Origin of the sequence: Serratia sp. PGPR-27 (assembly GCF_022678525.1) — a bacterium.
Classification (GTDB): Bacteria; Pseudomonadota; Gammaproteobacteria; order Enterobacterales; family Enterobacteriaceae; genus Serratia; species Serratia nematodiphila.
This window is the reverse complement of sequence record NZ_JALBYS010000022.1, coordinates 38,165-60,290: the sequence shown is the minus strand read 5'-3', so window position 1 is coordinate 60,290 and position 22,126 is coordinate 38,165. Positions and strand designations below refer to the sequence as shown.

At 59.0% G+C, this 22,126-nt stretch carries 23 protein-coding genes; 8 read left to right on the top strand and 15 right to left on the bottom strand.

All coding sequences use genetic code 11. The features are described 5' to 3' along the window. The first annotated feature begins 77 nt into the window (after nt 1-77). On the top strand, nt 78-641 hold the full coding sequence (locus MMS95_RS13865; protein WP_060559743.1) for a TetR/AcrR family transcriptional regulator: 564 nt from the start codon (nt 78-80) through the stop codon (nt 639-641). A gap of 142 nt (nt 642-783) precedes the next feature. On the opposite strand, the gene MMS95_RS13860 is transcribed toward MMS95_RS13865, so the two are convergent. From MMS95_RS13860 to MMS95_RS13840, 5 genes are read right to left on the bottom strand one after another with little or no spacing between them, the layout of a single operon-like run. Next, nucleotides 784-1,791 (bottom strand): substrate-binding domain-containing protein, encoded by a 1,008-nt coding sequence (locus tag MMS95_RS13860; protein ID WP_021503840.1) that lies wholly within the window; start codon nt 1,789-1,791, stop codon nt 784-786. 33 nt (nt 1,792-1,824) lie between these two features. Continuing rightward, a complete protein-coding gene (locus MMS95_RS13855; RefSeq protein ID WP_049242982.1) occupies nt 1,825-2,862 on the bottom strand; it encodes an ABC transporter permease in 1,038 nt (345 codons plus the stop codon). A gap of 16 nt (nt 2,863-2,878) precedes the next feature. Continuing rightward, nucleotides 2,879-4,384: a sugar ABC transporter ATP-binding protein gene (locus MMS95_RS13850; RefSeq protein ID WP_004932117.1), complete on the bottom strand. Its 1,506-nt coding sequence runs from the start codon at nt 4,382-4,384 to the stop codon at nt 2,879-2,881. Beyond that, nucleotides 4,381-5,898, bottom strand: coding sequence for a xylulokinase (gene xylB / locus MMS95_RS13845; RefSeq protein WP_076740772.1), 1,518 nt, complete (start codon nt 5,896-5,898; stop codon nt 4,381-4,383). The genes MMS95_RS13850 and xylB overlap by 4 nt, the downstream gene beginning before the upstream one ends. Before the next feature lie 4 nt (nt 5,899-5,902). Then, a complete protein-coding gene (locus MMS95_RS13840) occupies nt 5,903-6,937 on the bottom strand; it encodes an NAD(P)-dependent alcohol dehydrogenase (protein WP_033632881.1) in 1,035 nt (344 codons plus the stop codon). A gap of 228 nt (nt 6,938-7,165) precedes the next feature. On the opposite strand from MMS95_RS13840, the gene MMS95_RS13835 reads away from it, so the two are divergent. Further along, a complete protein-coding gene (locus MMS95_RS13835) occupies nt 7,166-7,720 on the top strand; it encodes a D-lyxose/D-mannose family sugar isomerase (protein ID WP_156865944.1) in 555 nt (184 codons plus the stop codon). Nucleotides 7,721-7,791: 71 nt separating this feature from the next. After that, nucleotides 7,792-8,793, top strand: coding sequence for a LacI family DNA-binding transcriptional regulator (locus MMS95_RS13830; protein WP_015378079.1), 1,002 nt, complete (start codon nt 7,792-7,794; stop codon nt 8,791-8,793). A 24-nt stretch (nt 8,794-8,817) separates the two neighbouring features. On the opposite strand, the gene MMS95_RS13825 is transcribed toward MMS95_RS13830, so the two are convergent. Next, nucleotides 8,818-9,762, bottom strand: a complete 945-nt coding sequence (locus tag MMS95_RS13825) for a DMT family transporter (RefSeq protein ID WP_060559742.1) — start codon at nt 9,760-9,762, stop codon at nt 8,818-8,820. Between the two features lie 91 nt (nt 9,763-9,853). Here MMS95_RS13825 and MMS95_RS13820 point away from each other — a divergent pair, with 91 nt between their 5' ends. Further along, nucleotides 9,854-10,699, top strand: coding sequence for a LysR substrate-binding domain-containing protein (locus tag MMS95_RS13820; RefSeq protein WP_033632887.1), 846 nt, complete (start codon nt 9,854-9,856; stop codon nt 10,697-10,699). A 109-nt stretch (nt 10,700-10,808) separates the two neighbouring features. Here the strand turns inward: MMS95_RS13820 and MMS95_RS13815 are convergent, their stop codons facing one another. Beyond that, nucleotides 10,809-11,105, bottom strand: a complete 297-nt coding sequence (locus MMS95_RS13815; protein WP_004932096.1) for a YciI family protein — start codon at nt 11,103-11,105, stop codon at nt 10,809-10,811. A gap of 175 nt (nt 11,106-11,280) precedes the next feature. Between MMS95_RS13815 and MMS95_RS13810 the strand changes: the two genes are divergently transcribed. Together MMS95_RS13810 and tonB are read left to right on the top strand one after the other, a co-directional pair. Then, nucleotides 11,281-11,934, top strand: a complete 654-nt coding sequence (locus tag MMS95_RS13810; RefSeq protein ID WP_015378073.1) for an epoxyqueuosine reductase QueH — start codon at nt 11,281-11,283, stop codon at nt 11,932-11,934. Between the two features lie 236 nt (nt 11,935-12,170). Further along, nucleotides 12,171-12,914, top strand: a complete 744-nt coding sequence (gene tonB, locus MMS95_RS13805) for a TonB system transport protein TonB (RefSeq protein ID WP_033632889.1) — start codon at nt 12,171-12,173, stop codon at nt 12,912-12,914. A 67-nt stretch (nt 12,915-12,981) separates the two neighbouring features. Here the strand turns inward: tonB and yciA are convergent, their stop codons facing one another. Together yciA and MMS95_RS13795 are read right to left on the bottom strand one after the other, a co-directional pair. After that, nucleotides 12,982-13,410 carry an acyl-CoA thioester hydrolase YciA gene (gene yciA / locus MMS95_RS13800; RefSeq protein ID WP_004932085.1) on the bottom strand — a complete coding sequence of 143 codons (429 nt, stop codon included), beginning with the start codon at nt 13,408-13,410 and terminating at the stop codon, nt 12,982-12,984. A 76-nt stretch (nt 13,411-13,486) separates the two neighbouring features. Continuing rightward, entirely contained in the window at nt 13,487-14,026 is a 540-nt protein-coding gene (locus MMS95_RS13795; RefSeq protein WP_004932082.1) for a septation protein A, read from the bottom strand. Between the two features lie 221 nt (nt 14,027-14,247). Between MMS95_RS13795 and MMS95_RS13790 the strand changes: the two genes are divergently transcribed. Continuing rightward, nucleotides 14,248-15,951 carry a SulP family inorganic anion transporter gene (locus MMS95_RS13790; protein WP_033632891.1) on the top strand — a complete coding sequence of 568 codons (1,704 nt, stop codon included), beginning with the start codon at nt 14,248-14,250 and terminating at the stop codon, nt 15,949-15,951. 52 nt (nt 15,952-16,003) lie between these two features. Here the strand turns inward: MMS95_RS13790 and MMS95_RS13785 are convergent, their stop codons facing one another. Both MMS95_RS13785 and MMS95_RS13780 read right to left on the bottom strand, forming a co-directional pair. After that, nucleotides 16,004-16,756: a YciC family protein gene (locus tag MMS95_RS13785; protein WP_004932079.1), complete on the bottom strand. Its 753-nt coding sequence runs from the start codon at nt 16,754-16,756 to the stop codon at nt 16,004-16,006. A 34-nt stretch (nt 16,757-16,790) separates the two neighbouring features. Further along, nucleotides 16,791-17,231: a YkgJ family cysteine cluster protein gene (locus MMS95_RS13780; protein WP_031299680.1), complete on the bottom strand. Its 441-nt coding sequence runs from the start codon at nt 17,229-17,231 to the stop codon at nt 16,791-16,793. Nucleotides 17,232-17,517: 286 nt separating this feature from the next. Between MMS95_RS13780 and ompW the strand changes: the two genes are divergently transcribed. Then, entirely contained in the window at nt 17,518-18,150 is a 633-nt protein-coding gene (gene ompW / locus MMS95_RS13775; protein WP_004932076.1) for an outer membrane protein OmpW, read from the top strand. Between the two features lie 44 nt (nt 18,151-18,194). On the opposite strand, the gene MMS95_RS13770 is transcribed toward ompW, so the two are convergent. The 4 genes from MMS95_RS13770 to trpCF form a co-directional block, all read right to left on the bottom strand. After that, entirely contained in the window at nt 18,195-18,509 is a 315-nt protein-coding gene (locus MMS95_RS13770) for a BON domain-containing protein (protein WP_004932073.1), read from the bottom strand. 216 nt (nt 18,510-18,725) lie between these two features. Beyond that, nucleotides 18,726-19,532 carry a tryptophan synthase subunit alpha gene (trpA, locus tag MMS95_RS13765; protein WP_021503826.1) on the bottom strand — a complete coding sequence of 269 codons (807 nt, stop codon included), beginning with the start codon at nt 19,530-19,532 and terminating at the stop codon, nt 18,726-18,728. Next, nucleotides 19,532-20,722, bottom strand: a complete 1,191-nt coding sequence (gene trpB, locus MMS95_RS13760; RefSeq protein ID WP_242141787.1) for a tryptophan synthase subunit beta — start codon at nt 20,720-20,722, stop codon at nt 19,532-19,534. The genes trpA and trpB overlap by 1 nt, the downstream gene beginning before the upstream one ends. A gap of 41 nt (nt 20,723-20,763) precedes the next feature. After that, on the bottom strand, nt 20,764-22,125 hold the full coding sequence (gene trpCF / locus MMS95_RS13755; protein WP_080497461.1) for a bifunctional indole-3-glycerol-phosphate synthase TrpC/phosphoribosylanthranilate isomerase TrpF: 1,362 nt from the start codon (nt 22,123-22,125) through the stop codon (nt 20,764-20,766). Nucleotide 22,126 lies beyond the last annotated feature (1 nt).

Genomic DNA, 22,126 nt, shown 5'->3' with positions numbered 1-22,126 from the left:
AACCCTCCGGCGATGCCGGGTGATATACTGGTGATAATATATATCCATACGTTCGTATTGAAAAGAAGGGTTTCTTAATGGGACGTCAACGCAGCATCGATCGCGACAAGGTTTTGGACACCGCCGAAGAGATCGTCGCCACTCAGGGGGCCGCCGGTTTGACCATCGACGCCGTCGCCAAAGCGATGGGGATCTCCAAGGGCGGGGTGCAGTACTGTTTCGGCAGCAAAGACGCCCTGATTGACGCCATGTTCGATCGCTGGGGCAGTGCCTACGAGACGCTGTTCGCCGCTATCGCCGGTGACGATCCTTCACCGCAGACCGGCGTGCGGGCGCATATGCTGGCGACGCAAAGCTCGGATCAGACCGCCAGCGCCAAGGCCGCCGGGCTGATGGCGACGCTGATTCAAACGCCGGAGCATCTGGCGAGCACGCGCGAATGGTATCGCAGCCGCATCGCCGGTTTGGATTTGACGACGGAAGAAGGCAAGCGCGCGCGCCTGGCGTTTCTCGCCACGGAAGGCGCCTTTATGCTGCGTTACTTTGGTTTGATGGATATCGATCAGGCGGAATGGGAAGCGATGTTCACCGATATGCAGGCGTTGATTTTAACTGGGGGTGCCTATCGCACTGATAGCTAGTAAAGCCCGCAGTGAAAGGCGTATGTTTATCGCACAAGATATTCCCTCGAAGAACTTTTTAGCCAGCCACTCCGTGCTGGCTTTTTTTTGTTTGCAGGCAAGCGCCCCAGCGGGGCCCCCTGAAGGCAGGGGGCGGGGGAAATTATTTACGAGCGTCCAACAGCGACTGGGCGTTCTCTGCGGTAACGACGGTCCACGGAATGTAGTAATGCTTTTGCGTGCCGCCCTCCCATTTCAGATCCTTGGCGTATTGCTTCCAGATCTCCGACTGCGGTTGATAGCTTTCCCCTTTCACGGCGCGCAGCGCGACGTCGATGGAGCCCTGCATCTGGCCTTTGGCATCTTGCAGAATAGAGACCATTTCACCGGCCTGCACCGCATGAATCGCGTCGGAAACGCCGTCAACGCCGGCAATCGCGAAGTCCTTCACATTCAGGCCGGCGCCTTTGATCGCTTCGATAGCGCCCAGCGCCATCTCGTCGTTTTGGCCGATCACGCCGTTGATTTTGCCCCGGTGTTTCTGCAGCCAGTTTTCCATCAGCGGCTGCGCTTCCGCGCGTGACCAGTTGGCCGTTTTACGTTCAAGTACCGTGACCTGGCCGGCGCCGCACTCGGCAATCGCTTTATCATTGCCCTTGCCGCGCTGGATCTCGCCGCTGCCGCCTTTCGGGCCTTCGATAATCACCACGTTCACCTTTCGGTTCTTGCAGTCGAGTTTGTCCAGGACGGCTTTGGCTTCCAGGTATCCCCCCAACTCGTCATTAGACACTACTTCAGACGTCATCGCGTCCGTGTTCAGGCGCGCGTTGGTGACCACCACCGGAATTTTGGCTTCGTTGGCATTAGTGACGATATCGATATTGGCCTCAAAATCCATCGGGTTGACGATAATGGCATCGGCGCGCGTCTGGATAGCGGTGGCGGCCTGATCGTTTTGCACCGAGGCATCATAACGCCCATCGTAGAAGGTCAGCACGGCTTCGCCGCTTTTCACCGCCGGGTGCTCCTTGCCGAACCTTTCCATCAATTGCACGAACTCGGCTTTGTTGCCGTACATCAATACCGCGATTTTTACCGGGGCGGCCTGAGCTGCCGACAGGCTACCGAGCATCATGGCAGAGGCAAACAACGCTATCTTGGTCTTATTCATGGTTTTCTCCTGGTAGAGTTGGGTCTGATGTTATTAATCGCGCTGTTGCTTACGCGATGGGTCGAGCAAGACGGCAAGAACGATCAATGCGCCTTTGATAATTTGTTGGTAATACGATTGCACGCCGAGCAGATCGAGGCCGTTATTCATCACCCCGATAATCAGCACGCCGAAGAAGGTGCCGACCAGCGTACCGACGCCGCCGGCCATGCTGGTGCCACCGATCACCACCGCTGCGATGGCGTCCAGCTCATACCCTGCGCCGGCGTTGGTCTGCGCCGAACCGGTGCGTGCGGTGAGGATCAGGCCGGCGATGCCGGCCAGCGCGCCGCACAGCGTATACACCAGTATTTTGATGCGCGTGACGTTAATCCCCGAGGTGCGCGCGCTTTTCGGGTTGCCGCCGACGGCGTAGATGTAGCGCCCGAAGAGGGTTTTATTCAGCACCAGCCAGGCGAGGGCGAACAGCACGATGAAGATGATGACCGGCACCGGAACGCCGCCGACATAACCATTGCCCAACCAGCGGAAATCGCTGTTCAATTGCGAAACCGGATTGCCGTTGGTGGTCAACATGGTTAAACCGCGCGCCGCAGAGAGCATGCCCATGGTGACGATAAAGGGTTGCAGCCGGTAGCGAGCCAACACGGTGCCGTTCACCAGGCCGCAGACGATCCCGATGCCCAGCGCCACGATCAGCGGCACCATGACGGCGGTCGCGGTGTCGCCGATAGCCAATCCGCTGTTGTTGGTGGCGAAGCGGGCGGCGACGATCCCGCTTAGCGCCAGCACCGAGCCCACGGAGAGATCGACGCCGGCCGTAATGATGACGAAGGTCATGCCGATCGCCAGAATGCCGTTGATCGAGACCTGGCGCAGGACGATCAGGGTGTTTTCATTGCTGAGAAAATAATTGCTGCTCCAGGCCCCCTGGGCGACCTGATATTCGCCAATCAGCGCCACGATCAGGCACAGCGCGAAGAAGGCGATGATAATGCCGTATTTGTGCATACGGCGCTTATTGCGGGTGAAAAATGAAATTCCTGGTGATAAGGAGTGGGCGCTGCTCATTTTTTTTCTCTCTCTGTTAAACCGCAAGTTTCATCAGTGCTGCCTGGGTCGCATCGGCTGCCGAAAGCTCACCGGCCAACTGCCCGTCACGAAACACCAATATGCGATCGCTCATGCCGATAATTTCCGAAAGCTCGGAGGAAACCATGATGATCCCCTTGTTTTGCAAGGCGAACTCCGACATAAATCGATAGATCTCTTTCTTGGCGCCGACGTCGATGCCGCGCGTCGGCTCGTCGAGCAACAACACCTCCGGATCCAGCAGCGCCCAGCGGCCCAGCACCACTTTTTGCTGGTTGCCGCCGCTCAGGTTGCCCACGGGCTGTTCGCCATCGTGGGTTTTAACGTTGAAGCGCTGGATCATGTCGCGGGTTCGCGCCTGCTCCCGTTTCTCGCTGACGAACCCCATTCGGCTGATGCCGGCAAAAGAGGCGATATTGATGTTTTCACTGACGGAACGGCACAGCACCAGGCCGGTTTCCTTGCGATCTTCCGTCACGTAGGCAATGCCGCTGTCGATGGCCTCTCGCGGGGAATGGCGGTTCAGCGTCTTGTCGCCCAAACGGATCGTGCCGCTGTCGGCATGCTGAATGCCGAAGATAAGATCGAGAAATTCGCTGCGGCCCGATCCCACCAGCCCGTAGATGCCCAGGATTTCACCGTGCTTAAGCTGCAGGCTGATATCCTTTATCTTGCTGCGCCAACACAGGCCGTTGACCTCCAGCAAGACCTCCTCGCCGGGCTGATTGAATTTGGCGAACTCGCTGTCGTACTCGCCGCCGATAATGTGTTCGATCAACTGCTCACGGGTAATGTCGGCGATATAGCCTTCATGGATATAGGCGCCGTCGCGGAAAATGGTGTAGCTGTCCGCAATTTGAAATATCTCTGACAAACGGTGAGAGACGTAAATAATGCCTTTACCTTTCGCCGCCAATTGCTGAAGCGTCTGAAAGATTTTTTGCGCATCCTCCTCGCCAATCGCCGAGGTGGGTTCATCCATGATGATGATGTCGGCATTGGCATGCGACAGCGCTTTGGCGATCTCGACCAGCTGCTGCTCGGCGACGCTCAGGTTGCGCATTTTCTCTCGGGCGTCGATCTTGAAATCGAGTTCCTTGAGCAGGCTGGTGGTGCGTTGATTGAGCGTGGCGAAATCGACGAACCCCAGGCGTCTCGGCTCACGGCCCAGCCAAATGTTTTCGGCCACCGTCAGATCCGGGATCGCGCTCAGTTCCTGCTGCACGATGGCGATGCCGGCGTTGAGGGCTTCCCGGGGATGATGAAATTCACAGCGTTGGCCATTGATAAAAATGTCGCCGCCATCGGGTTGAATAAAGCCCATCAGAATGCTGAGAAAGGTGGATTTACCCGCGCCGTTGCCGCCGCACAGGGCATGGATGGAACCACGCCGCAGGCAAAACTCCGCATTCTTGAGCGCCACGACCGGGCCAAAGGCTTTTCTGACGCCGCTGACCTCCAGCAGGTAGGCGGGCGCTTGCGTATGGGGATCTCGCGTCACAGTTGCACCTCCGGGTAGGTCTGCTGCAAGCGTTGCAGGTACCGTTGATAAAGCGTCTCGTATTGCGCCCGTCTGCCGGCATGTGGCCGTGCGCGTGTGGCCTCATCCAGCGCAACGAAACGTTGGCACAGTTCGGACAGCAACGCGCCGGCATTCCGCAGCGGATCGTCGGCCAACGTCGTCGCCCACATCGCCTGAATGGCGCCGCCCAGCGCAGCGGTCTCTTTGGCTTTCAGACAGACCACCGGGCACCCCATCACGTCCGCGACGATTTGTCGCCAGGCGGCGCTGCGAGCGCCGCCGCCGGTGAGGCGGATCTCGCGCGCTTCAATGCCCTGACGGCGAAACAGCTCGATGCCATAGCGCAGGCCATAGGTAGCGCTTTCGACCACCGCCAGGCAGAGATTGGCGCGGGTAAAATTGTCGCTATCGAGGTTATGCAGACTGGCGCGCGCGTGAGGCAACGGCGGAACACGCTCGCCATTGAAGAACGGCAGCATCTCGACACCGCCTGCGCCGGGTGAGGCCTGCGCCAATAAACCGTTAAAGCCGGCAAGGTCTTCGTCCAGCAGCGTTTGTACCGCGGTGGTGGCCGAGGTGACATTCATGGTGCAAATCAATGGCAGCCACCCGTTGGTGCTGGAGCAGAAGCCGGCAATCATGTCTGATTCCGCCGCGACGGGGGCGGCAGACCAGGCGAATAGCGTGCCGGAGGTGCCCAGGCTCAGGGTGAGGGTGCCGGCCTCGATGTTGCCGGAACCGATGGCCGCCATCATGTTGTCGCCGCCGCCGGTCGATACCCGCACCGTTGGGCTGAGGCCGAGTTTTTCCGCCGCGGCGGGGCGCACCGTGCCGATGCAGCACTCCGCATTTTTGAGCGGCGGCAGGGCTTGCCACAGACGGCCGCTGTCGTCGATGAGATCGACGGCGGCTTTGCTCCAGCTACGGGTGCGCACATCGAACAACCCGGTGCCGGAAGCGTCGCCATATTCCGCTACGCGCTCTCCGGTCAGCCAGAAGTTCAAATAATCATGAGGCAACAATACGGTGTGCAGTTTTGCCCACAACGCCGGATGGTGTGTCTTGAACCAAAGGATTTTTGACGCGGTATAACCGGTGGCGATCCGCAGGCCGAGTGTTTCCAGCGAGCCGTTGGCACCGCCGAGCTGCTGCAGGAGCCGTTCGTTTTCCTCTGCGGTTTCGGTATCGCACCACAGCTTGACGCTGTGCAGCACGTTGCCGTCTGCGTCCAGCGGTACAAACCCATGTTGTTGGCCCGAGACCCCCAGAGCATGAATCTCCCGTGCATCAACGCCGGCGTTAGTCACGGCTTGGCGAAAAGCGATGACCAGCGCCTCAATCCACCAGTCGGCCTCCTGTTCGCGCCGGCCATTGGCTTGGCTGATGAGACGGTGAGGGGCGTTGCCCTCACCGAGGATCACGCCCTGTGTGCTGTCGACAATCACGACTTTCGTGCCTTGCGTACCGCAGTCTATGCCAGCATAGAGCGCCATAGGATCACTCCATTTCCAGCATGATTTTGATGTCCGAGGCATGTCCCGCCGCCGCGCGCTCGAAGGCGGCCACGCTGTCGGAGAACTTGTAGGTTTGGCTTATCAACGGCTGGACGCGCAATTTGCCGCTGCTCAACAGCCGCAGCGTGCGCGGGTACATGTTGGCGTAGCGGAAAATGGTCTTGAAGGTGATTTCCTTGGCCTGCGCGGCGACGATATCCATCGGCGCGGCATCGATCGGCATGCCGACCAGCACGGCGGTCGCTCCTGGCGCCGCATGTTCGGCCAGCGTAGCGATGGCCGGTTTTGCGCCGCTGCATTCAAACACGACATCGGCGCCATTGCCGCTGGTGAGCGCGGCCACTTTCCCCGCCAGGTCGCCGGTTTTGATATTGACGGCGTGCAGCCCCTCATAACTGGCCGCAACGGCGAGTTTTTCGTCAAACAGGTCGCAAATAATGACGTCCGAGCAGCCGCCCGCCAGCGCCGCGAGAGCGGTGACTACGCCGATCGGCCCGGCGCCGATCACCAGCGCGATATCGCCGGGTTTGATCCCGGCTTTGGTGGCTGCTTGCATGCCGATGGCTAAGGGTTCCACCATGGCGCCTTCGGCGAAACTGACGTTGTCCGGCAATTTGAACGTGAAGGCGGCGGGGTGGATAACGGTTTCGCGCAGGCAGCCGTGCACCGGCGGCGTCGCCCAGAAGCGCACGGCCGGATCAAGGTTGTAAAGGCCGGCGCGCGTCTGCGCCGAGTTGAGATCCGGAATGCCGGGTTCCATGCAAACGCGATCGCCGATACTGAGGTGAGTGACGTTTTTACCTGTCGCGAGCACCACGCCAGAAGCTTCATGGCCGAGCACCATCGGGGCGTTAACCACGAACGGGCCAATGCGGCCATGTTGGTAATAGTGCACATCACTGCCGCAGATGCCCACGGAATGAATTTTTATCTGCACATCATCGGGCCCCAGCGTTTCGGCGAGCTGGACGTCCTCGATAGCGATTTCCCCCGCCTTGGCCAACACTAATGCTTTCATATTGCCTCCTGGTGAATCATTTTTATGGTAACGATATCATTTCAATGCGGCGATAGTGGGCTAAAGCGGGTGGTTAAACTGTGATCGATGTTGGAATTACTCGATGGGAGTTAATTTTGCTGGTGGGTTGTTATTCAATATGGGGATGAAGATCACAAAATCGGCGATGTAATGACGGTTTTAATATCAGCATTCTGATATCGATACCGTCACTTTGCAGGGGAAATGATGAACAAACAACAACGTGCCATAGCCGTTACGCTGGAATATTTGCGCGAGGCGGACATCGTTCTGACCGAAGGAGAGCAGCAACGTATTGAAATTGCGACATTTGGCTTGGCCGACTATCCTGTCTCAGGGCTGCAGCTGCTGACCTATGTCAACTCACCTCGGTATTGTGCGAAAGAGTTGGTGCTGTTTCCTGAGCAGACTTGCCCAGAGCATTTGCATCCTCCTTTTGCCGGCACGCCCGGCAAGCAAGAGACGTTTCGCTGCCGTTGGGGCGAGGTGTTTCTGTTTGTCGACGATGAAAACCTGATGCTTAATGACGCCGGCGGTGAACCGGTATGCCGGGTGCCGGAAGGCGCGGAGCAGTGGTATACCTGCAATCGCTATATCCTCTTGCGGCCTGGCGAACAATACACCATCGCGCCCAATACCCGGCACTGGTTTCAGGCTGGAAAGCGGGGGGCGGTGGTGTCCGAGTTCTCTTCCGAGAGCCGTGACGAGCTGGATATCTTTACCGATCCCCGGATTAACCGGCTGGCAGGCGTAAACCATTAGCGCCACGATGAAAGTTCTGTCATGATGTTGTTAATGGTACAAAATGATAACTTTAAGCTAAGGAGCTGCATTTGGCGGTGGGGCGAGGACGGAAAGCGACGCTGGCTAGCGTGGCCGCACAGGCAAACGTCAGTAAAATCACCGCGTCGCGGGCATTTTCACAGCCGGACAAGGTTCATCCGGAAACGCTGCGCCGCATTCGGGAGACCGCTGCCGAACTCGGTTATGTGGTCAATGCTGCGGCGCGCAACCTGCGGGCGAAAAGCAGCAGAACCATCGGCATCGTCAACCCTGATATGGCCAACCCGTTCTTTGGCGGCCTGACGCGGTTGATGACGCTTGAAGCGCAAAAAATGGGATATGACACCCTGGTGTTCGATTCCTATGAGTCTCAGGAAAGCGAAGACAGAATCATCGACAAACTGATTGGCTACAACGTCGATGCGATCATTCTCTCGGTCATTTCCAACGATCATCTGTACCAGCCTTCCTATCTAAAGCGGTTGGAAACATTGAATATCCCGGTGGTATTGATCGACCGTGAGCTGGACAATCGCCACTGCAGCGGGGTGTATATCGATAACCTGGACTGCGGTCTTCAGGCGGGGCGCTGGCTTCTGGAACAGAAAGCGCAGCGGGTGGTGGTGGTGTCCGGGCCGGAGAACTCCAACGTTGCACGGGACAGGGTCACAGGGCTGCAGGCGGCGCTGCAAGGGAAAGTGGCGTCGTTTGAAGTGCTGTATGCCGATTTCTTTATGGATGTCGCCTGGCAAGAGACGAGCCGTTGGCTGGCCAATCACCGCGCCCCGGACTTTTTCGTTGGCTGCAATAACCAGATCTCCCTGGGCATTATCAAAGCCTGCATCGAACACCGGCTGCCGTTGATGCAGGAGGTGTCGCTGTTCAGCATCGATGAGGTTTCACATGCCGAGATCTACGGTTTTCATTTCCCGTGCGTGTCACACGACTTGCAAGAGATCGCCTGGCAAGCGTTGAATCTGGCGATCCGTCGTATTGCCGACCCCGAGATCAAGCCGGGCAAGGTGGTGGTGCGGGGAAAACTCGTCGCATAACGGCGCCGCTTTTCGCCTTATCCGTCATTTTTCAGCGCGTTGCGCTGTTTTGGGCTCATCCCGCCCGGCGGGACGGATTAGCAGCCATAAACCGCTTCCTGCCACCGCCGCGCCTAGCAGCATGGGCCAGGAAAGGGGTTCATTGAACATTAACCCTGCCCAGCAGAAGGTGACGAAGGGGCTGAGAAACAGCAGGCTCGTCACGCGCAGCGCAGAAGTGTGCCTTAGACAAAACCAGTACAGACCGTAGCCGGCCAGCGTCGCCAGTAGCGCGGTCCAAAGCACGCCGATCACAAACCCCGTCGTTACCGTTGGCAGCAGCGGGCCTTCCGCGCCGGCCATGGCGGCGAAAGCCAGCGCGGAAACCGCGCTTTGTATCCCCAGCGAGGCTGGCAAACTCATTGCTTGCGTCTGCGGCAGCCGTTCCTGCCACAGCGTTGCCAGCGCCAGCGCCAACATCCCCGCCAGCGGCAACAGGTAACTCCACAATGGGGCGTCTCCCCATGAGATGGCGCTGCCGGTCGCCAGCGTTACCCCGCTAACCCCCAAGGCTAACCCGGACCAAACGCGGCCATCGGGCAAGCGGCGTTGCAACAGCATGCTCAGCAGCGCGGTGCCGAGCGGGAGCAAATCGGCGATGAGCGCGGCCAACCCAGCCGGCACGCCATATTCGATGCCTTTGCTGACGCCGGTCAGGTAACCGGTCATGGCGAGCAACCCAATCCCGGCGTGAACAGCTATCGTCAGCGGAGATGCGCGCCTGATGGCGCGCACACTAAGCGGCAGCAACGCGAACGCGACCACCACGCAGCGCCAGAACGCCACCAGCAACACCGGCGCGTAATCGGCGGCGAAGCGGATGCCGACGAAGCCGGAGCTCCAGGCCACGATCAGCAGGACTTCGGCCGCAGCCAGCCAGAGGGCGGCTTTGCCGCGGTGGGAAGAGGGGCGAAATGGTGGCAGGGACATGATGGTCACCTCCTTTCCGCCCAATGGTAGTGAGTGGCTATAATTTAATAAATCGAATAATTTTCGTTCAGTTGTTTAATGGGGTTAAATCATGCGGCCGACATTGGATATCGATCTCTTGCGCACTTTTCACGCTATTGCGCGTTTGGGGCAATTTCGCGCGGCGGCGGCATTTGTCAATCGCAGCCCCGCCGCCGTGAGCGTGCATATCCGGCGCCTGGAACAGGTGGCGGGCGGCCGCTTGCTGGAGCGTGACAATCAGTCCGTGGCGTTGACGCCGCTGGGCAACAAGCTGCTGGCCTCGACGCTTGGGCTGCTGAGCGCCCATGACGATATTCTGCGGGAACTGCAGGGCGCGCCGCTAAGCGGCCATATCAAATTGGGGTTGCCTGATGAGTACGCTTCCCATGTGATAGGCCATATTTTGCCGCGGTTTGCCGACAGTTTTCCCGCAGTGGAACTGGAGGTCTCTACCGCTGCCAGTCAGGCGCTGGCGGAACAAGTTGGCCGTAATCGGCTGCATCTCGCGCTGGTGGTTCAACCCGCGGGGAAACCGTGCCAGACACCGCTCGCGGTGACTGCGCCGGTGTGGGCCGGAGGCCGTTCGCTGGCGCTGCAGGCTAACCGGCCACTGCCGCTGGCGTTGCATGCCGCCGATTGCCCTTATCGTGAGGCTATGATCGATGCATTGACCAGGGCGGGAAGGCATTGGCGAGTGGTTGTGAGCAGCCCTTCGGCCAGTGTGGTGGCGGCTGCCGTCGAGGCAGGATTGGCCGTCACGCTGCTCGACCGCGCACGGGTTTCGGCGGCGATGCGGATACTCGACGAATTGCCGTCGGTCGCACCACATGAAGTGCAACTGCTCCGTTCTGCCGCGGCCGCCAGCCAACCGGCGGTGGCGGTGCTGGAAAGCGTCATCGGTGAGTATTTACGGTAGGGAACATGAATATCGGCAAGACGAATCGAGCACGAAGGTGGCGGAGAGAGGTGGCTGGCGCCGGGAACGCTGTATCGCGAGGCGTTCCCGGTATTGGGCGGTCTGGATATCAGAACACCTGTTTGAACGGTTTCACCGTCACGTCGGCGTAGACGCCGGCGGCGATATAGGGATCCTGCTGTGCCCAGGCCTGGGCTTCCGCCAGCGAGGCGAATTCGGCGATCACCGTCGAACCGGTAAAGCCGGCGGCGCCGGGATCGTTGCTGTCGATGGCCGGGTTAGGGCCGGCGACCACCAGACGGCCGGCGTCGCGCAGCGCCTGCAGGCGCGCCAGGTGCGCCGGGCGCACCGCCAGACGGTTTTCCAGCGAATTGGGAACGTCTTGCGCGTAGATCAGATAAAGCATGTTTCACCTTTAAAATCATGGCTATAAAACGGTGCTACCAAGGTAGCGCAAAAGGCGCGGCAGGGGAACGGCATAGGGCGAATTTCCCGGCGGATTGGCGCTTATGCCTTGAAGCCGCTACTTTTTATTCGTATAGTGCGGCGCGCTTAAACTGATATGCCATTGAGGTGAGGACATGACGGAACTGGTAAGGGAAAAACTCGATTTGCCGGCGGGCAAAAACAAACTGCTGCTGCATTCGTGCTGCGCGCCCTGTTCCGGCGAGGTGATGGAAGCGATTCAGGCCTCCGGGATCGAGTATGCCATTTTCTTCTATAACCCCAACATTCACCCGCAAAAAGAGTATCTGCTGCGTAAAGAAGAGAACATTCGTTTCGCTGAGCAGCACGGGGTGCCGATTATCGATGCCGATTACGACACCGACAACTGGTTCGCCCGCGCCAAGGGGATGGAGAATGAGCCGGAGCGCGGCATTCGTTGCACCATGTGTTTTGACATGCGTTTCGAGCGCACGGCGCTGTATGCGCATGAGCATGGTTACGACACTATCTCCAGCTCGCTGGGCATCTCGCGCTGGAAGAACATGCAGCAGATCACCGACTGCGGCATCCGCGCGGCGGAAAAGTATCCCGATCTGGTCTACTGGGATTACAACTGGCGCAAGAAGGGCGGTTCGTCGCGCATGATAGAGATCAGCAAGCGCGAACGCTTCTATCAGCAGGAATACTGCGGCTGCGTTTATTCGCTGCGCGACACCAACCTGCACCGTAAGGCGCAAGGGCGGCCGCTGATCAAGCTGGGCGTGCTTTACTATGGCGATGAAGAATAACGCTGACTCACCGAAATTAACCCGCTCCGGCGGGTTTTTTACTTTTTGACGCCTGGCCAAACGTTAATGAAGCGTGTCCCCCCGGCGGTAAAAAAGCAACGGCCAGGTTAATATCCTTATGAGTTTGCTGGTTTTCGCCGCGCATACTGACGATTAAAGCGATAGTTTGCCTTTCGTTATTGAATATGATTGCTATTTGCATTTAAACTTGGCGAACCAGAGGAAACAGAATCATTATGCCGCTAAAAAAGATGTTCCTTAATCGCCGTATATCCGTGCCTTTCGTCTTATCCGTAGGCCTGCACAGCGCCCTGGTGGCGGGATTGCTTTACGCTTCGGTAAAAGAAGTGGTGGAGCTGCCGAAGCCAGAGGACGCGCCGATCAGCGTCATGATGGTCAATACCGCCGCGATGGCCGAACCGCCACCGCCGGCACCGGCCGAACCGGAGCCGCCGCAGGTCGAACCTGAGCCGGAGCCAGAACCGGAACCTATTGTGGAGCCGCCGCCGAAGGCGATTGTGAAGCCGGAGCCGGTCAAGCCGAAACCGAAACCCAAGCCGAAGCCGAAGGTCGAAAAACAGGTGAAACCGGAGCCGAAAAAAGTCGAGCCGCGCGAACCGTCGCCGTTCAACAACGACTCGCCGGCCAAGCCGATCGACAAAGCGCCGGTGAAACAGGCGCCTGCCGCGCCGGTGCAGGGCAACTCGCGCGAGCTCGGCCCAAGGCCGATCAGCCGCGCCAATCCGCTCTATCCGCCGCGGGCCCAGGCTTTACAGATCGAAGGCAGCGTGCGGGTGCAGTTTGATATCGACAGCGACGGGCGCGTCAGCAACGTGCGTATCTTGTCGGCCGAACCGCGCAACATGTTTGAGCGTGAAGTGAAGCAGGCGATGCGCAAATGGCGCTATGAAGCCAAAGAAGCGAAAGATCGCACCGTCACTATCCGCTTCAAGTTGAACGGCACGACCGAATTGAACTGAGTTTGGTCATACCAAAAAGAAAGGGTCGCCTCGGCGACCCTTTTTGCATTTGCAGTGTAGCGTCAGTTTATTCTTCGAAGCCGACGCGGAAATTCATTTTGCCCTCAGGCAGCGCGCGCGAGTTGCCTTCCGCATCGACCGCCACATAGGTGAACACCGCTTCGGTCGCCCGGTAGCGCTGGCCGATCGGGGCGGAAGAGACTTTTTTGACCCACACTTCGATATTGATGGTGATCGAGCTGCGTCCGGTGCGGATGCAGTGCGCATAGCAGCAAACCACGTCGCCTACCGCCACCGGTTTCAGGAAGGTCATGCCGTCTACGCGTACCGTCACTACGCGCCCTTCGGCGATCTCTTTTGCCTGGATGGCGCCGCCGATGTCCATTTGCGACATCAGCCAGCCGCCGAAGATATCACCGTTGGCATTGGTATCGGCCGGCATCGCCAGCGTGCGCAGCACCAGCTCGCCGCTGGGTAAAGGTCGTTGTTGTGTCATAGCAGTCTGCTTTTAAAAGGAGGGAATAACATCATACTGCCCGCGGCAAGCGCCGCAGGCATTAACAATTTTGTAACTATTTTTTCTGTTCTTCCGGCATGTGCCGGTAAATATAGATACCGCTGAGGAGGGTGAAGACCAATGTCAGCACCGTCAGGCCAAAGACTTTGAAATTGACCCAGACGCTTTGCGGCAGCCAGAAGGCGACATAGATATTCGCCAGGCCGCAGGCCAGGAAGAACACCGCCCAGGCCAGGTTGAGGTTGCTCCACACTTTGTCCGGCAGCGTCAGCTCTTTACCCAGCATGCGCTGAACCAGCGGTTTTTTGAGCACCCATTGGCTGATCAGCAGCGCCAGCGCGAACAGCGCGTAAATCACCGTGACCTTCCATTTGATGAACAAATCGTTGTGGAACACCAGCGTCAGGGTGCCGAACACCAGCACCATCAGGAAGGTGATCAGCGTCATCTTCTCGACCTTGCGGTATTTCACCCAGGTGAACACCAGCGCCAGCGCGGTGGCGACAATCAACGCGCCGGAAGCGACGTAAATGTCGTACAGCTTGTAAAAAGCGAAAAAGACAATTAGCGGGAGGAAATCAAGAAACTGCTTCATAAATCAATCCATCATCTGTTCATCGGCCGACTATACCGGATTCGGCGAGCTCTGTGTACCGCCGGGCGTTGCCGATTATCGGCGTTTGGCCGGCGGATTTCTGCCGCGAAAGCAGGAATTTGCATAAACTTACGCAAGAAAGCGCGGGCGCATTGCCAGCGCGGGCCGCAGGCCGCATAGTAAGCGTCATAATAACCAGATAATTTACCGCGGAAAACAGCATGCAGTGGAAACCTCTCCAGGCCCTGACGCCTGGTTTGACGCATTTATTGGGCTATCAACGCAGCTGGCTCAAGCCGGATATTCGCGCCGGTCTTTCCGTCGCCGCCGTGGCCTTGCCGGTGGCTATCGCCTACGCAGAGTTGGCCGGGGTCAGCCCGGTGGTGGGGCTCTATTCCTGCGTCTTGCCGATGGTGGCCTATGCGCTGTTCGGCTCGTCACGCCAGCTGATCGTCGGGCCCGATGCCGCCACCTGTGCGGTGATCGCCGCGGTGGTGACGCCGCTGGCGGCGGGCAATATGGAACGCCATTGGCAATTGACCATTATGATGACCGCCATGATGGGCGGTTGGTGCCTGCTGGCCAGCCGGTTCAAGCTGGGGGCGCTGGCGGATCTGCTGTCGCGGCCGATCCTCAGCGGGCTGCTGAACGGGGTGGCGATCACCATTATCGTCGATCAGATCGGCAAGGTGTTGGGGTTTACGATGCGCCCGGCACAGTTGATCGAGCGCATCTACGCGCTGCCCGGTAACCTGCTGCACAGCGACTGGCTGACGATGGCGGTGTCGTCGCTGACGCTGGTGACGCTGCTTGGATTTAAAAAATGGCGGCCTAATTGGCCGGCGCCGCTGTTCGCTATCGTGCTGGCGGCGTTCGTGACCTGGGCGGGCGGCCTGCAGCAGCATGGCGTGGTGACGGTGGGCGGTTTCAGCGGCGTGCTGCCGATCGTCCAGTGGCCGGACTTCCAGCCCGGTTTGCTGCGCGATATGGTGATCCCGGCGCTTAACCTGGCGGTCGTGAGTTTTGTCAGCATGATGCTCACCGCCCGCAGCTTCGCCGCCAAAAACGGTTATGAGGTGAACGCCGACGCTGAGTTTCGCGCGCTGGGACTGGTGAATATCGTCTCTGCGCTGTCGCAAGGTTTCGCCATCAGCGGCGCAGATTCTCGCACCGCGGTGAATGACGCTAACGGCGGCAAGAGCCAGTTGGTGTCGATCATCGCCGCCGCTGTCATCGCCTTTGTCTTGCTGTTCCTGATGGCGCCGTTGCAGTTTATTCCTGTGGCGGGATTGGGTGTGGTGCTGATGTATGCGGCCTGGTCGCTGCTGGACATCCGCGGCATCTGGATCTTGCGCCGTCGCAACGCGCAGGCGTTCCGCCTGGCGCTGTTTACCTTCCTCAGCGTGCTGTTGGTGGGCGTGATCAGCGGCATCGGGCTGGCGGTGTTGCTGGGGCTGATGCAGTTTCTGCGCACCGTCTTCCGGCCGACGGAACAACTGCTGGGCGTCAATGATGAAGGTATGATCCATTCCATGGGCAATAACAATGGGGTGAAGGCGGTACCTGGCGTCATGATGTATCGCTTCAATTCGCCGCTGACCTATTTCAACGTGGCGTATTTCAAACGCCGTATCCTCAATTTGGTCGACGGCACGCCGTTCCAGCCGCGTTGGGTGGTGGTGGATGCGGTGGCCAGTTTTACCCATGCCGATATCAGCGTGCTGGCGGCTATCGATGAACTGAAACGCGATCTGTTACAGCGTAACGTAAGGCTGGTGCTGGCGGGGCGTCGCACCGAACTGACGCGTTGGTTCCGCATCAACCGCTTAGGACGCGATAAAGAGTTGATTCTGGTGCCGGATCTGTACCTAGCGCTGAAGCTGATTCAGAGTAAGGAGCAGGCGGAAGCCGCCGTGGTGGGGTAAACAAAAAAGGGGCGCGCCGAAGCGTGCCCCTTGGTCTTTGCTTACGCCGGCGTTAGCCGCGCAGCAGCATATACAGCCGGAACAGGTAGATCAGCAGCAGGGCGGAGACCAGGTTGCTCAACGCGGTCAGCACCACGCTGGCGACGTTCGGCGTCAGCACCGACAGATGGCTCACCAGGAACAGCACCAGCAGCTTGGCCGCCAGCCACAGCATCATCGCCGGCACAATCACGCGCGCATTGGCGAAAGCCAATTTGCTGCTCAGCTTGAGCGAAGCGAACACGCCTTTTTTATCGACGGAGGCGATCACCGGCGCCAGCGCGAAGGCGATAGCCATCAGCACGCCCGGCACCACAAACAGCGTCAGGCCGAGCTGGATCAGCAGGGTGCAGATAAACAGCAGCAGCAGCAGGCGCGGCAAGTCGGGCGCCGAGGCGCCGAGCGCGCGCAGGGCGCTGGTGCGTTGCCCTTGCGACACCAGACGGATCAGCGTCAGCATCCCGCCGACCAGCAGCACGTTGCCGACCAGCGCAGAGAAGGTGGCGGCCGCCGACACTTTCAGCAACACCATCTGCTGTTCCGGCGTCATCTGCTGGATCACTTCCTGAATGCCCATGCCGGTAGACGAGGCGAAATCGCTGGTGGTGGCAGCGAGCGTCGCCAACTGTTCGGCATCAGGGCTGAAGGCCTGATTCAGCAGCACGGAGATAAACGCCGTCAACAACGCCAGCATCAGGATGCTGGCCAGTTGGTTGCGTAAAAAGTTAAAACTGTCACGGTACAAAGCGTTGGCCGTGATAGGCATGCAGACTCCTTGGCGTCGGGAAAACAGAGATAAATCAGTGGGTGATTGTACCCTGTTCCACGCCGCTGTGGCACCCCGCGAATTGCACTACGCCTATTTCTTCAACGATCGTCGTCTCAGGCAGCGAAAGCGGCAAGGGCACCGGCAACGGCGGCAGGCCGTAGCGTTCCCGGGCGCGATCGCAGGCTTCGTTGCGCAGGCCGTTTTCACCGGACTGATCGAACTCCCTGCACGGGCTGGGCCGATTAAGGTAGATCGAGCAGGAAACGGCTTTACCTATTTCACCGTCCAGCGCGCTGCAGCGGGGGGACTTGCTGTTGGTCCCCTGCATGCAGCGCAGGAACGGGGTCAAAGGCTCTGTTAAGGAAAGGGGAACGGTGCCGCCGCCGTCTTCGGCTTCGGCCCAATAGAATGACACTCGAAAATAACCGCAGCATGCGCCGCAGCTGACACAGGGATTAAGGATTTCGCTCATCTTGATTGCCCACCGACTCCTCACGGCACCAACCAAAACCAACACGGAAAATGAAATTACCTCAGCCGCATTTTTCTCCGCAACAGAAATTTGAACATGTAGATAATTTGCAACAAAATCGATTTTTTGATGCAGATCAATCCTTGATTTATTAGACGGTTAGGTAACCTTGTTTTTAGTAGGATTTTAAATTTTTACACATAAGATGTGATCTCGATGGGATCACAAATACCCGAAAGTAGGTATATTCCCCCTCGAGCGATTAACCACACAAATGGAATGGATAATGAAAAAGACAACTCTGATGGTATTGGCGACGATGATGGCGCCTATGTTGGCAAGTGCGCATCAGGCCGGTGATTTCCTGTTCCGCGCGGGCACCGCGACGGTGCGTCCAAATGCAGGTTCGGACAACGTGCTGGGGTTGGGTTCGCTGGATGCGAAAAACAACACCCAGCTCGGTCTGACCTTCGGTTACATGGTGACGGACAACATCGGCGTTGAGTTGTTGGCCGCGACGCCATTCCGCCACAAGGTTACGCTGGGCGGCACTGATTTGGCGACCGTTCACCAACTGCCGCCTACGCTGATGGCGCAATACTATTTCGGCGACAAGCAGGATAAGCTGCGTCCTTACCTGGGCGTCGGCGTTAACTACACCACTTTCTTTGACGAGAAGTTCAACGACTACGGCAAAAGCGCCGGGTTGAGCAACCTCGATCTGAAAGATTCCTGGGGCGTGGCGGCGCAGGCCGGCCTGGATTACAACCTGGATGAGCACTGGATGCTGAACATGTCGGTGTGGTGGATGAACATCGAAACCAAAACTCGCTTCAACGATGCGAACGGTGGGCACCACAGCTTCGATACGCGTCTGGATCCGTGGGTGTTCATGTTCGGGGCGGGTTACCGCTTCTGATGAAGGCCACAAACAGGGAGGCGTTGCGCCTCCCTGTGTCGGTATTATTTAAGTTGCATCACGTTTTCAACAGATTTCACGCCGGCAACGCCGCGAGTGACCTGCACCGCACGATTGGCGTCATCGCTGGACGTCACGAAACCGCTCAGCTGAACGCGCCCTTTAAAGGTTTCCACGCTGATCTCACGTGACTTGATGTTTTTATCCGCCAGCAGTGCCGATTTCACTTTGGTGGTGATCACCGTGTCATCGATATAACCGCCCGTTCCCTCAGATTTCGCCGTCGGCGCGCAAGCGCTCACCGCGACCGCCACAACGGCGGCCATGCACAAGGCCGAAAGGGTTTTAAAAAGCTTCATAAATTACTCTCCATGCAATGTTATGGTTGAAACTCGTACGGTTTTTCGCCGCAGCGAGCGCATTCCCCAAATCAAACGAAGAAATGCATAGCGAACAAAGTTCATTGTGAGACAAGACCTGCGTTTGTTCAAATTTTTGCTGTAAATAAATGGAACAAACTTTGAGGGGAAACAAGCTGTTAAAGCGAGCGCCGGCGGGGCGCTCGCTGGAGAGGATCACGCCCGGGTGGCGCGCTTCATATTGCTGACGAAGGCCGCCAGCCTGGTCAGCATCTCCGTCGGGTTGGCATGGTGCTGTTCGATGATTTTGACGATGGCCGAGCCGGAGATCGCGCCGGCGGCCCCGGCCTGCAGCGCGGCCTTCACCTGCTCGGGCTCGGAGATGCCGAAGCCCTGCAGCGGCGGCGCGGCATGATACTCGCGCAGCTTGTTCACCAGGTGATGCAGCGGCAGCTGCGCCCGGCTTTCGGTGCCGGTGACGCCGGCGCGCGACAGCAGGTAGGTATAGCCGCGGCCGTGCGAAGCGATTTCGCGCAGCAGATCGTCATCGGCGTTCGGCGGGCAGATGAAGATGGGTGCGATACCGTGACGAGCGGCGGCGGCGCGGAACGGCGCAGACTCTTCAAACGGCACGTCGGCGACCAGCACCGAATCCACGCCCACTTCGGCGCAGCGTTGGTAAAACCCATCGATGCCTTTATGGAACACCAGATTAGCGTACATCAGCAGGCCGATGGGAATGGTCGGGTGCTTCTGGCGGATGGCCGCCAGCATCTCGAAGCACTGAGTCGGCGTGACGCCGGCGGCGAAAGCGCGCAGCGTCGCGCTCTGGATGGTTGGGCCATCCGCCAGCGGATCGGAGAAGGGGATGCCCAGCTCCAGCGCATCCGCGCCCGCTTCGATCAGGGTGTCGATAATCTGCAGCGACAGCGTCGGATTAGGATCGCCCAGCGTCACGAACGGGACGAAGGCGCCTTCCTTGTTGCTTTCCAGGCGTTTGAACAGTTGCTGATAACGTTCCATCAGATTTCTCCCCGTGCTTTCAAAATGTCGTGAACGGTAAATATGTCTTTGTCGCCGCGGCCGGACAGGTTGACCACCAGGATCTGTTCTTTCTGCGGCGTTTCACGGATCATTTTCAGCGCGTGCGCCAGGGCGTGTGAGGATTCCAGCGCCGGGATGATGCCTTCATGGCGCGACAGCGCCTTGAACGCTTCCAGCGCTTCGTCGTCGGTGATCGACACGTATTCTGCGCGGCCGATACTGTTCAGGAAGGCGTGCTGCGGCCCGACGGACGGGAAGTCCAACCCGGCGGAGATTGAATAGGATTCTTCAATCTGGCCTTCGGCGGTCTGCATCATCGGCGCTTTCATGCCGAAGTAGATGCCGACGTGGCCGTGCTTGAGCGGCGCGCCGTGCTGACCGGTTTCGATGCCCAGACCGGCGGGTTCCACGCCGATCAGACCCACTTCGGCGTCATCGATAAAGTCGGCGAACATGCCGATGGCGTTGGAGCCGCCGCCGACGCAGGCGATGACGGCATCCGGCAGGCGGCCTTCGCGCTCCAGCACCTGCGCTTTGGTTTCTTCGCCGATCATGCGCTGGAATTCACGCACGATGGTGGGGTACGGGTGCGGGCCGGCGGCGGTGCCGAGCATATAGTGGGCGGTTTCATAGCTGCCGGACCAGTCGCGCAGCGCTTCGTTGCAGGCGTCTTTCAGCGTAGCGGAGCCGCTGTGCACCGGGATCACTTCCGCGCCCATCAGCCGCATGCGGAAGACGTTCGGCGACTGGCGCTCAACGTCTTTGGCGCCCATATAGATGCGGCATTTCATGCCGAGCAGCGCGCAGGCCAGCGCCGACGCGACGCCGTGTTGGCCGGCGCCGGTTTCCGCGATGATCTCGGTTTTGCCCATGCGCTTGGCCAGCAAGGCCTGACCCAGCACCTGGTTGGTCTTGTGTGCGCCGCCGTGCAGCAGGTCTTCACGCTTCAGATAAAGCTTGGTGTTGCTGCCGGCAGTGAGGTTTTTGCACAGCGTCAGCGCCGTCGGGCGGCCCGCGTAGTTCTTCAACAGATCGATAAATTCCGCCTGAAACGCCGGATCGCGCTGGGCGCTGACAAAGGCTTCTTCCAGTTGTTTCAGGGCCGGCATCAGAATTTGCGGCACGTATTGGCCACCAAATTCGCCGAAGTAGGGGTTAAGCAGCGTCATGAGAGTTCCCGTTATTATCCGTTATTAATATAGAGCCGTATTCAGTAGGCGCGCAGGGTCTGGAAGACCGAGGCCAGGCGCGCGGGATCTTTGATGCCCGGTTCGCTTTCCACGCCGGAGTTGAAGTCCAGCCCGGCGCAGCCGAGCTTGGCCGCTTCGACGCAGTTGTCGGCGCGCAGGCCGCCCGCCAGCATCACGTTAGTCAGATCTTCGCCTTGCAATACCGACCAGTCGAAGCGTTGGCCGGTGCCGCCGGCGCCGTTGTCGAGCAGGTAGCGATCGACATGCTGCAGATCGCGCGCCGGCACCCGATCTTTCACGCTCAGCGCTTTCCAGATGCGGCAATCGGCCGGCAAATGGGCGCGCAGGGCGCTGATATAGGCCTGGTCCTCCGCGCCGTGCAGTTGCACCGCATGCAGCCCGAGGCGCTCAACGGTCAACGCCACGGTATCGAGCTGGGCGTCGCAGAACACGCCGACATACTTCAGCGGCGCGCCGGAGATCACTTCGCGGGCGCGGGTGATGTCCACATAGCGCGGCGAACGGCCGACGAAGATTAGCCCGCCGTAGATGGCGCCGGCCTGATAGGCGGCGGCGGCGTCCTGCGGACGGGTCAGGCCGCACACTTTGTTGTCGCCGAGGATCACGCGGCGCACGGCGGCGCGCAGATCGGGTTCCGACATCAGCGCGCTGCCGATCAGGAAGCCGTTGGCGTAATGGCTCAGCTCGCGGATCTGCCCATAGTTGTTGATGCCTGACTCGCTGATCACCGTCACGCCATGCGGCACGCGCGGCGCCAGCTGGCGGGTGCGGTTCAGATCGATGCTCAGATCGCGCAGATCGCGGTTGTTGATGCCGACCACGCGCGCTTCCAGCGCGATCGCGCGCTGCAGTTCTTCTTCACTGATCACTTCGGTCAGCACGCCCATATTCAGGCTGTGGGCTACCGCCGCCAGTTGGCGATACTGGTCGTCGGTCAACACCGACAGCATCAGCAGGATGGCATCGGCCTGATAGTAGCGCGCCAGGTAAATCTGATACGGATCGATGATAAAGTCTTTGCACAACACCGGTTGGCTGACGGCTTTACTGACCAGCGGCAGGAAATCGAAGCTGCCCTGGAAGTATTTCTCGTCGGTCAGCACCGAGATCGCCGAGGCGAAATCTTTATACACCGTGGCGATCTCTACCGGATCAAAGTTCTCGCGAATCAGCCCTTTGGAAGGCGAGGCCTTCTTGCATTCGAGAATGAAAGCCGTCCGGGTGCCCTGCAGCGCGTGATAGAAACTGCGTTCACTCGGCACGATGTCGTTCTGAAAGCCGGCCAGGGGCTGTTGCTGTTGTCGCGCCGCGATCCATTGCGCTTTGTCGCGGACAATCTTGTGTAGCACGGTTTCCTGCATC